Raw genomic sequence first — 10,646 nt, forward strand, 5'->3', positions numbered from 1 at the left:
CCTATCGGTGCGGGTTGGCGATACAGAAAAACGCTGACGCCGGCTGCCAACTATCAGATCCGGTGTCGGTGCTAATGCGGCGACACCAAGTATGTCGCCGCCGGTCTCTCCATTTCTAGCTAGCGGGCAAATATTTTCTCCTTTTCGAATTCTGGACATAAAAACGCACTCACAAGACATACCCCAGACCCCCCACTGGCAAGACGAATTTGACAGGCCGAGGGGGTGTCACCGTGACAATTCGAGACGCTGCCGACATGCGGAGTTGCGCAAACTCTCTTTTTAGCGCTCAGGTCAGTTATGCGTGGCGCTGCCCGCTAACTGGCGGGCCCGTCCGCGTAATCGGCCCGGCACAGTTTCACCGGGAAGTTACCGCTCGGTGAAAAGGGGGTCGCCGCCGCAGCGAAGTTGCGAATGCAATCTGTTAGCTGAGCGGCGGTTGTGCAACATCGGCGAATGATCGCTGCCAACCACAACGCGGGCGTCCGGCGCCGACCGCGCTGTGGTCGGGGTGGTCGTGCTATGGCACTGTGAGTGCTGTAAACCCGCATGCGGCACAACCGGATGTCGTTTCCCGTCGGCACCCGGGTCAAAGGAGACAACTGTGAAGAAGTTCAAGGATCTCGCCGAGTTCGTCGCCGCCGAAGGCAGTCAGCTCGGCCCGACCGAATGGCTTGAGATCACCCAGGACCGGGTCAACTTGTTCGCTGACGCCACCGAGGACCACCAGTGGATCCACGTCGATCCGGAACGCGCGGCGAGCGGGCCCTTCGGTGGAGCCATCGCCCACGGTCTGCTGACGCTGTCACTGTTGCCTCATTTCACCCATCAGCTCTACTCCGTGGACAACGTCGCGATGGCCATCAACTACGGATACAACAAGGTCCGTTTCATCACCCCGGTGCGGGTCGGCGCGAAGCTGCGTGCGCGGGCTGAAATCACCGCGGTCAAGCAACTCGACAACGCGGTGCAGGCCACCCTGAGCACGACAGTGGAGATCGAGGGCTCGGACAAGCCGGCCGCGGTCGCCGAATCCATCGTGCGTTTCATCGGCTGACTCCGCCACGCCACGGCGGACTCCGTGATAGACAAGCGTCAGAATAATCTGACGTACGTCAAAAACGTGCGGTCCGCCGTGTGCTGTGAGGAGTGACGTGCAGCGAGAAGCCCCCAGAGTCGCGGTGATAGGTGCGGGCATCAGCGGGTTGACCGCGGGCAAGATGCTCAAGGACTACGGCGTCGGCTACACGACGTTCGAGACGAGCGACCGCATCGGGGGTAACTGGGCCTTCGGCAATCCGAACGGACACAGCAGCGCCTACCGGTCGCTGCACATCGACACCTCCAAGCACCGGTTGTCCTTCCGCGACTTCCCGATGCCCGAGAACTACCCGTCGTTCCCCCACCATTCCCAGGTCAAGGAATACCTCGACGCGTACGCCGCCGCGTTCGGGCTGCTCGAGCACATCGAGTTCGGGAATGGTGTGGTGCACGCGGCCAGGGAGGACGCCGGCGGATGGCGGATCCTCGACCAGGCCGGCGCCGAACGGACCTTCGACCTGCTGGTGGTGGCCAACGGTCATCACTGGGATCCCCGGCTGCCGGAGTTCCCCGGCTCCTTCGCCGGTGAGTCGATCCACTCTCACTCCTACATCGATCCGTCGACGCCGCTGCAGCTGACGGGACAGCGCATCCTCGTGGTCGGCATCGGCAACAGTGCCGCCGACATCACCGTCGAGCTGTCCTCGAAGGCACTGCGCAACGAGGTGACGCTCTCGACGCGGTCCTCTGCGTGGATCGTGCCGAAGTACATCGCCGGGCGCCCCGGCGACACCTTCTGGCGCACCTCACCGCATCTGCCGCTGTCGTGGCAGCGCAAGGCGGTCCAACTGGTGGCGCCGATGCTGGGCACCGACCCGACGATGTACGGGCTCCCGCCTGCCGACCACAAGCTGTTCGAGGCCCATCCCACCCAGTCGGTGGAACTGCCGCTGCGGCTGGGGTCGGGCGACGTGACACCGAAGCCGAACGTCGCACGGCTCGACGGACACACGGTCCACTTCGTGGACGGCACCAGTGCCGACTTCGACGTCATCATCTACGCCACCGGGTACAACATCACCTTCCCGTTCTTCGACCCCGGTTTCATCAGCGCTCCCGGCAACTACATCCGGCTCTACAAGCGGATGTTCAAGCCGGGTATCGACGACGTGGTCTTCATCGGCTTCGCCCAGGCGGTGCCCACCCTGTTTCCGTTCGTCGAATGCCAATCCCGGCTGCTGGCCGCGTACGCCGTCGGCCGCTACGCGCTGCCGACGACGGACGAGATGGAGCGGACCATCGACGCCGATCAACAGCTGCACGCGGGCCACTGCACCGACCGGCCGCGCCACACGCAGCAGGTCGACTACTTCGTCTACGAACACGATCTGCTCAAACGAGAGATCCCGGCGGGTATCAAGCGCGCCCAGCGTGTGGCGGCGGTGGCCCGGTGACCAGATCCGAGGTCAGCTTCCGCAGCGGTGCCGACGCCTGCAGTGCATGGCATTTCCCGTCCGGCGGTGCGCTGCGGCGGGTGGTCGTGATGGCGCACGGGTTCGGCGGGACCAAGGATTCCGGGCTGGCGCCGTTCGCGCAGCGGTTCGCCGCGGCAGGCATCGATGTTCTCGCGTTCGACTACCGCGGCTTCGGCGCCTCGGGCGGTGTTCCGCGCCAATCGCTCTCGGTGCGCAGGCAGATCGACGACTACCATGCCGCAGTCGAGGCCGCCAAGAAGCTCGACGGAGTGGACCCCACCCGGGTCGGGCTGTGGGGCGCGTCGTTCTCCGGCGGACACGTGCTGCGGGTGGCCGCCGAGCGCGACGACATCGGCGCCGTCGTCTCGCTGACACCGCTGACCAGCGGGCTGGCGGTCAGCCGCGCCGCCGCCGCATCGCGCGACCTGCTGACGTCGCTGCGATGGACCCTCACCGGAGTCAAGAGCAGGGTCACCGTGCGCCGCGGTGGCGCGCCGACGATGATGCCGCTGGTCTCGCCGGTGGGCGAGCCCGGCGCCCTGGCGCTGAACGGTGCCTATGAGAGCTACACAGCGCTGGCGGGTCCGACGTGGCGCAACGAGATCGACAGCTCGGTCGGCCTGGAGGTGATCGGCGTGCGCACCAACGCGGCGGCCAAAAAGTTGCGCTGCCCGCTGCTCGTGCAGATCGCCGACTTCGACCAGTACGTGCCCGCGGCGGCGGTCGCCACCACGGCCACACACGGCAGAGCCCGGGTGCACCACTATCCGTGTGATCACTTCGACGTCTGGCCCGGCAACGACTGGTTCGACAAGACCGTCACCGATCAGGTGACGTTCTTGACCAGGTCGCTCTCAGTAGTGCGTGGATCCCTGGTCGACTGAGATCGCGCTCGCCGTCACGAATTTGGCCTCGTCGCTGGCCAGCCAGCACACCGCGTCGGCGATGTCCTCGGGCTCGACCGCCCACGTCGGCAGGAACGGCGTCATCATGTTCGACAGTTGCGGGTTGGTCTCCATCGCCTTGCCGAGTGCGGAGACCATGTCACCGGTCCCCATGTCGGTCAGGACCGGACCCGGGTGCACGCTGTTGACCCGGATCGAGTGTCTGCCCAGTTCAGCGGCGAACGCACGGGCCATCCCGGTCACCGCATGCTTGCTCGCCGTGTAATGGATCATGAACGGCTGCAACTTGATTCCTGCCGCCGAGCTGATCAGGATGATCGAACCGCCGCGACCCCCGTCGATGATCTTCTGCGCGCCGGCCATCACCGTGTTCCACGTGCCGGTCACGTTGATGTCCATCACGTCGCGGAAATCCTCGGCGCTGATCTCGTCCCACGCCTGAGGTGCGGTGACTCCGGCGTTGGCGACGATGACGTCCAGCCTGCCGAGTTCGGCGACACCCTTCTCGACGGTCGCCCTGAGTTCGTCGCCGTCACGGGTGTCCACCGCAGCGGCCAGGATGCGCCGACCCGTCGCCTCAACAAGCGTCACCGTCTCGGCGAGGTCCTCGGGGGTGGCGTGATCGTAAGGGACACAGGGCGGCAGCGGCCCGGCGATGTCCACGGCGATGATGTCGGCGCCTTCCCTGGCCATGCGGACAGCGTGCGCACGGCCCTGACCGCGCGCCGCACCGGTGACGAATGCGACGCGTCCCTCAAGTCGTCCCCCCATGTGCACCTCCTGCACGCGGCTTCCGGTCATCTCGCCCTGGCTCCCTTCACCAGTCCGCCGCCGATGATGAGCCGCTGGATCTCGCTCGTGCCCTCATAGAGTCGGAGCAGTCGGACGTCGCGGTAGATCCGTTCGACCGGCACCTCCCGCATATACCCGCTGCCGCCATGGATCTGCACCGCGAGGTCGGCGACCTTGCCTGCCATCTCGGTGCAGAACAGCTTCGCCGCCGACGGCGCGATCCGTCGGTCGGCCCCGGTGACCCATTGCCGCGCCGTGTCCCGCACCAGGGCGCGGCCTGCCATCACCCCGGTCTGCTGGTCGGCGAGCATCGCCTGGACCAGCTGGAATTCGCCGATCGCGGTCCCGCCCTGGGTTGCCGTGGCCGCGTAGGCCACGGATTCGTCGAGTGCGCGCTGCGCCGTCCCGACCGCCAGTGCGGCGATGTGCACGCGGCCGCGAGCCAGCGACGTCATCGCTGCCCGGTAGCCGATGTCCTCACTACCGCCCACCAGCGCGGTGTCGGGGACTCGCACGTCGGTGAAGCTGACGTCTGCGGTCCATGCACCCTCTTGGCCCATCTTCTTGTCCTTGGCGCCGACCTCAACCCCGGGGGCGTCGGCTGGGACCAGGAAAACCGCGATCCCGGCGCCCTTGTCGTCGGCCGGCCTGCTCCTGGCGAACGTGACGAAGAGGTCGGCGTTCGGAGCGTTGGTGATGAATCGCTTCTGGCCGTTGATGATCCAGTCTTCACGGTCGCGGACCGCCTTGGTCCGCAGGCCCGAGGGATTGGAGCCGGCACCCGGCTCGGTCAGCGCGAACGACGCGACCACCTCTCCCGAGGAGATCCCTTCCAGCCATGTCGACTTCTGCTCGTCGGTGCCGTAACCGACGAGGACCTGGCCGGCGATGCCGTTGTTGGTGCCGAACATCGACCGCAGTGCCAGCGAGGTGTAGCCGAGCTCCATCGCGAGTTCGACGTCCTGGGTGAGATCCAGTCCGAGGCCGCCCCACTCCTGCGGGATCGCGTAGCCGAACAGACCCATGGACTTCGCCTGCTCGCGCAGATCGTCGGGCACCTGATCGGCGGTCAGGATCTCCTGTTCGCGCGGTACCACCGCGTCACGGACGAACTGGCGGGTCGCTGCCAGGATCTGCTGGAAATCCTCGTCGCTGACTTCACTCGTCTGGCTGGCTGTGGTCACTCGGGTACTCCTCGGGAAACCGGCCGGGGTGGCCCGGAGATGGTGCGCAAGGTTCGGAACAAGGGTAGGGGCGCGTTCGGCCGATATCGTATATGAAATATGATGACGGTCTGGCGGCCGGTATGGTCCGGTCGGATCCCTGCAGGCGTGAGGACGGGTGAACAGGTGTCGTTGCTGACAGGTCAAATCGCGGTGGTCACCGGAGGGGCTCAGGGGCTGGGCTTCGCGATCGCACAGCGCTTCGTCGACGAAGGCGCCCGAGTGGTGCTCGGGGACGTGAACATCGACGCCACCCGCGCGGCCGCCGACAAGCTCGGCGGCGACGACGTGGCACGCGCGGTGCGCTGCGATGTCACCGACTCCGGCGAAGTCGAAGCGCTGGTCGCCGCCGCGGTGGACGAGTTCGGCGCCTTGGACGTCATGGTCAACAACGCCGGCATCACCCGTGACGCGACGATGCGCAAGATGACCGAAGAGCAGTTCGACCAGGTCATCGCCGTCCATCTGAAAGGCACCTGGAACGGTCTTCGCGCCGCAGCGGCGGTGATGCGGGAGCAGAAGCGCGGCGCCATCGTCAACATGTCGTCGATCTCCGGCAAGGTCGGTATGGTCGGCCAGACCAACTACTCGGCGGCCAAGGCCGGCATCGTCGGGATGACCAAAGCCGCGTCCAAGGAACTGGCCTACCTCGGGGTGCGGGTCAACGCCATCCAGCCGGGACTCATCCGGTCGGCGATGACAGAAGCCATGCCGCAACGTATCTGGGACTCCAAGGTGGCCGAGGTTCCACTGGGCCGCGCCGGCGAGCCCGAAGAGGTCGCGAACGTCGCGTTGTTCCTGGCCTCGAACCTGTCGTCGTACATGACCGGCACAGTCCTGGAGGTCACGGGCGGACGGCATCTGTGATGCGTGAAGCGGTGATCTGCGAGCCCGTGCGCACCCCGATCGGGCGCTACAACGGGATGTTCAGGTCGCTGACCGCCGTCGAACTCGGCGTGACCGCGGTGCGGGGGCTGCTCGCCCGCACCGGCGTCGCGCCGGAGACCGTCGAGGACGTCGTCGTCGGGCACTGCTATCCGAGCATGGAGGCGCCGGCAATAGGCCGGGTTATCGCGCTGGACGCCGGACTGCCGGTGACGGTGCCGGGTATGCAGATCGACCGCAGGTGCGGGTCCGGACTGCAGGCCGTGATCCAGGCGGTCCTGCAAGTGGCAAGCGGCAACAACGATCTCGTCATCGCCGGCGGTGCCGAGTCGATGAGCAACGTGGTGTTCCACTCGACCGACATGCGGTGGGGCGGCGCGAAAAACGGCATCACCGTGCACGACGCGCTGGCCCGCGGGCGCACCACCGCCGGCGGCAAGAACTACCCGGTCCCGGGCGGCATGCTCGAAACCGCGGAGAACCTGCGCCGCGAATACGGCATCCCACGCGAGGAGCAGGACGAGCTGGCCGTGCTGTCGCACCGGCGGGCCGTCACCGCACAAAAAGACGGACTGCTCGCCGAGACCATCATCCCCGTGACGGTGACCGCCCGGTCGGGGACACAGGTCGTCGACACCGATGAGCATCCGCGGGCGGACACCTCGCTGGAGTCCTTGGCCAAGCTCAAACCTGTTCTCGCCAAATCGGATTCGGATGCCACGGTGACGGCCGGCAACTCCAGCGGCCAGAATGACGCCGCCTCGATGTGTCTGGTCACCACGCCCGAGAAGGCCGCCGATCTGGGTCTGCGCCCGTTGGTGCGGTTGGTGTCGTGGGGTGTGGCCGGGGTCGCGCCCGACGTCATGGGCATCGGGCCGGTCCCGGCGAGCGAGGTCGCGCTGGCGAAAGCCGGGTTGGCGCTGTCCGATATGGATCTGATCGAGCTCAACGAGGCGTTCGCCGCCCAGGCCCTGGCCTGTATGCGCGCATGGAAATTCACGCCGGCAGACCTGGAACGCACCAACGTCCACGGCTCGGGCATCTCCCTGGGACATCCGGTCGGGGCCACCGGGGGCCGCATGCTGGCGACACTGGCACGGGAACTGCATCGCCGGGACGGCCGCTACGGCCTTGAGACGATGTGCATCGGCGGCGGACAGGGTCTGGCCGCGGTCTTCGAAAGGGTGGCATCGTGACCAGACTGGCGCAGACGCTGGGGCTCACCGAGTTCCAGACTGAGATCGTCGCGACGGTAAGGCAATTCGTCGACAAAGAGGTCATCCCGACCGCGCAGGAGCTCGAGCACTCCGACACCTACCCCCAGGCGATCGTCGACGCCATGAAGGAGATGGGTCTGTTCGGGCTGATGATCCCCGAGGAATACGGCGGGCTGGGGGAGTCACTGCTGACCTACGCGTTGTGCGTCGAAGAACTGGCGCGCGGCTGGATGAGCGTGTCGGGGGTGATCAACACCCACTTCATCGTGGCCTACATGGTCCGCCAGCACGGCACCGATGCGCAGAAGGGCCACTTCCTGCCGCGGATGGCCACCGGGGAGACCCGGGGGGCGTTCTCGATGTCGGAACCGGAGCTCGGCTCCGACGTGGCGGCCATCCGGACACGGGCCAGGGACAACGGCGACGGCACCTACACCATCGACGGACAGAAGATGTGGCTCACCAACGGGGGCAGTTCGACCCTGGTCGCCGCGCTGGTCCGCACCGATGAGGGCGCCGACAAGCCGCACCGCAACCTGACCGCGTTCCTGATCGAAAAGCCCACAGGGTTCGGGGAAGTCGTGCCCGGGCTGACCATCCCCGGCAAGCTCGACAAGCTGGGCTACAAGGGCATCGACACCACCGAGCTGATCTTCGACGGTTACCGTGCCCAGGCGTCCGACATTCTCGGCGAGGCCCCCGGTCAGGGCTTCTTCCAGATGATGGACGGCGTCGAGGTCGGACGCGTCAACGTCTCCGCCCGGGCGTGCGGGGTCGGTATCCGGGCGTTCGAGCTGGCCACTCGCTACGCCCAGCAGCGTCACACCTTCGGCAAACCGATCGCCGAACATCAGGCGATCGCCTTCCAGCTGGCCGAGATGGCGACCAAAGTCGAGGCGGCCCACCTGATGATGGTCAACGCGGCACGGCTCAAGGACTCCGGTGAGCGCAACGACGTGGCCGCGGGCATGGCCAAGTACTTCGCCAGCGAGGTGTGCGCCGAGGTCACCCAGCAGAGCTTCCGCATCCACGGCGGCTACGGCTACTCCAAGGAATACGAGATCGAACGGCTGATGCGTGACGCACCCTTCCTGCTGATCGGTGAGGGCACCAGCGAGATCCAGAAGAACATCATCAGCAAGCGGCTGCTGGCGGACTACCGGATCTGACAGGCGTGAGCATTCCGGACTTCGCGGCGAGGCCGCAGCTCGCCGAGGACGTGGCGCGTTTCGTGCGGCGCCGCATCTTCGAGGGGACGTATCCGGCCGGACAGTACATCCGCCTGGAGCAGCTGGCCGACGAACTCGGGATCAGCGTCACCCCGGTACGTGAGGCCCTGTTCGGCCTGAGCGCCGAGGGACTCCTGACACAGTTGCCCCGGCGCGGATTCCTCGTGCTGCCCATCACCCGCCGCGACATCGCCGACGTGGCCGACGTGCAGGCCCACATCGGCGGGGTGCTGGCCAGTCGCGCCGCCGAACTCATCACCGACGAGCAGCTGCTCGCACTCGGCCGGGTGCAGGACCAGCTGGAGGCGGCCTACCACGCCGACGATCATGAGGCTGCGGTGCGGCTCAACCACGAGTTCCACCGCGGCGTCAATCTCACGGCGGGCTCACCCAAGCTCGCACAGCTGATGGGACAGATCACCAGATTCGCGCTGGAATCGGTGTATCCGACCGTCCAGGGGTGGCCGGCGCAGTCGATGCGCGACCACCGCGCGCTGCTCGCGGCGTTGAAGGCACGCGACGGTGAGGCCGCGCGCGCGGCGATGTCGGAACACCTGTGCGCCGCGGCAGGTCCGCTGATCGACCATCTCACCAAGCGCGGCGTGATCGGATGATGCGCGAGCAGACACAAACTCGCACGCTGTTGCGCTGAATGGTGCGAGTTTGTGTCTGCTCGCGCAGAGGGAGGTAGGCATGGGGGTTCTCGACGGCATCCGCGTACTGGACTACGGCCGCTTCATCGCGGCGCCGTGGTGTTCTGCGCTGCTGGCGGACATGGGCGCCGACGTCATCAGGGTGGAAAAGCGCGAGGGCGGCGAAGACCGGTGGGTGCAGTCGGTCACCGCCGGCGGCGAGGGCGGCACATTCCTGCAGTGCAATCGCAACAAGCGTTCGCTGACCTTGGATTCCACCACCGACGAGGGCAAGGAGATCACCCGCAGACTGGTCGCCGACGCCGACATCGTGGTCGCCAACATGCCCGCCGGGGGGATGCGGACCAGCGGTCTGGACTACGACACCCTGCGAGCCGTCAAGCCCGACATCATCCTCGCCAGCGCGACCGCGTACGGCGAGGGCGGCCCCTATAGCGAGCGCATCGGCTTCGACGGCGCGGGACAGGTGATGTCGGGTGCGGTGTACCGGCAGGGCCTGCCTGACTTGCCGATACGGACAGTCGTGCCGTACGCCGATTTCGGCACTGCGCTGACCTTGACGATCGGTGTGATGATGGCTCTGTTTCATCGTGACCGCACCGGCGAGGGCCAGCACGTCGAGGGCGCGCTGCTGCCCACTGCGCTGATGCTGTCCAACGCGTTCCTGATCGAACGCGACCTGCTCGGCGCCGACAAGCCACGCATGGGCAATCAGGGCGCCTCGGTGGCGCCCTGCGACCTGTACCGCACACGGGACGACGGGTGGGTGCTGCTGCAGATCGCCGGTCCGTCGATGTTCAAGCGCTGGTGTGATCTGGTGGGCCGGCCCGGGCTGTTCGAGGATCCGCGCTTCGCCGACGACGACCTGCGGTGGCAGCACGGTGACGTGCTCAACGACATCATGGCGCGGTGGTGTGCCGACAAGACCAAGGCCGAAGTGCTCGAACTGCTGGAGGCCGCCAAACTTCCCGCCGCGCCGATGCACTCGACGCAGGAGGTGCTCGACGACCCGCACGTGCGGGCCATGGGGTACTTGCAGCGGGTCCCGTTCCCCGGCGCGCCGCGAGACGTCCCGATCATCGAGACCCCGTTTCGGCTGTCAGCCACCCCGGGTGAGATCCGCAGCCGCGCACCGCTGCTCGGCGAGCACACCGACGAGATTCTCCTCGAGATCGGATACGGCGCCGAGCAGGTCGCCCAGCTCCGGGAGCAGCAGGTGGTCTGAT

10 protein-coding genes are annotated in these 10,646 nt (G+C 66.7%); 8 read left to right on the forward strand and 2 right to left on the reverse strand.

Annotated features, from left to right (window positions below; genetic code table 11):
• Window positions 1–604 precede the first annotated feature (604 nt).
• The 3 genes from KXD97_RS17155 to KXD97_RS17165 all read left to right on the forward strand — a co-directional run bounded on the left by KXD97_RS17155 (window position 605) and on the right by KXD97_RS17165 (window position 3,400).
• The gene (locus tag KXD97_RS17155; protein ID WP_260751235.1) at window positions 605–1,057 is read left to right on the forward strand and encodes a MaoC family dehydratase; all 453 of its coding nucleotides are present in this window, start codon (window positions 605–607) and stop codon (window positions 1,055–1,057) included.
• A 97-nt stretch (window positions 1,058–1,154) separates the two neighbouring features.
• Entirely contained in the window at window positions 1,155–2,495 is a 1,341-nt protein-coding gene (locus tag KXD97_RS17160) for an NAD(P)/FAD-dependent oxidoreductase (protein WP_260751236.1), read from the forward strand.
• The gene (locus KXD97_RS17165) at window positions 2,492–3,400 is read left to right on the forward strand and encodes an alpha/beta hydrolase (protein WP_260751237.1); all 909 of its coding nucleotides are present in this window, start codon (window positions 2,492–2,494) and stop codon (window positions 3,398–3,400) included. Before KXD97_RS17160 ends, KXD97_RS17165 begins: the two co-directional genes overlap by 4 nt.
• Here the strand turns inward: KXD97_RS17165 and KXD97_RS17170 are convergent.
• Both KXD97_RS17170 and KXD97_RS17175 read right to left on the reverse strand, forming a co-directional pair.
• Window positions 3,371–4,192, reverse strand: a complete 822-nt coding sequence (locus tag KXD97_RS17170; protein WP_260758018.1) for a mycofactocin-coupled SDR family oxidoreductase — start codon at window positions 4,190–4,192, stop codon at window positions 3,371–3,373. The two genes, KXD97_RS17165 and KXD97_RS17170, sit on opposite strands and share 30 nt — an antisense overlap.
• Window positions 4,193–4,218: 26 nt before the next feature.
• Window positions 4,219–5,397, reverse strand: coding sequence for an acyl-CoA dehydrogenase family protein (locus tag KXD97_RS17175; RefSeq protein ID WP_260751238.1), 1,179 nt, complete (start codon window positions 5,395–5,397; stop codon window positions 4,219–4,221).
• Between the two features lie 102 nt (window positions 5,398–5,499).
• On the opposite strand from KXD97_RS17175, the gene fabG reads away from it, so the two are divergent.
• The 5 genes from fabG (at window position 5,500) to KXD97_RS17200 (ending at window position 10,645) form a co-directional block, all read left to right on the forward strand.
• The gene (gene fabG, locus KXD97_RS17180) at window positions 5,500–6,303 is read left to right on the forward strand and encodes a 3-oxoacyl-ACP reductase FabG (RefSeq protein ID WP_396884254.1); all 804 of its coding nucleotides are present in this window, start codon (window positions 5,500–5,502) and stop codon (window positions 6,301–6,303) included.
• Window positions 6,303–7,517 carry an acetyl-CoA C-acetyltransferase gene (locus tag KXD97_RS17185; RefSeq protein ID WP_260751240.1) on the forward strand — a complete coding sequence of 405 codons (1,215 nt, stop codon included), beginning with the start codon at window positions 6,303–6,305 and terminating at the stop codon, window positions 7,515–7,517. Before fabG ends, KXD97_RS17185 begins: the two co-directional genes overlap by 1 nt.
• On the forward strand, window positions 7,514–8,707 hold the full coding sequence (locus KXD97_RS17190; RefSeq protein ID WP_260751241.1) for an acyl-CoA dehydrogenase family protein: 1,194 nt from the start codon (window positions 7,514–7,516) through the stop codon (window positions 8,705–8,707). Before KXD97_RS17185 ends, KXD97_RS17190 begins: the two co-directional genes overlap by 4 nt.
• A gap of 5 nt (window positions 8,708–8,712) precedes the next feature.
• Window positions 8,713–9,381, forward strand: coding sequence for a GntR family transcriptional regulator (locus KXD97_RS17195; RefSeq protein ID WP_260751242.1), 669 nt, complete (start codon window positions 8,713–8,715; stop codon window positions 9,379–9,381).
• Window positions 9,382–9,460: 79 nt separating this feature from the next.
• Window positions 9,461–10,645, forward strand: a complete 1,185-nt coding sequence (locus KXD97_RS17200; RefSeq protein WP_260751243.1) for a CaiB/BaiF CoA-transferase family protein — start codon at window positions 9,461–9,463, stop codon at window positions 10,643–10,645.
• Window position 10,646 lies beyond the last annotated feature (1 nt).

Origin of the sequence: Mycobacterium sp. SMC-8, assembly GCF_025263565.1 — a bacterium.
In the GTDB taxonomy this organism is placed as follows: Bacteria; Actinomycetota; Actinomycetes; order Mycobacteriales; family Mycobacteriaceae; genus Mycobacterium.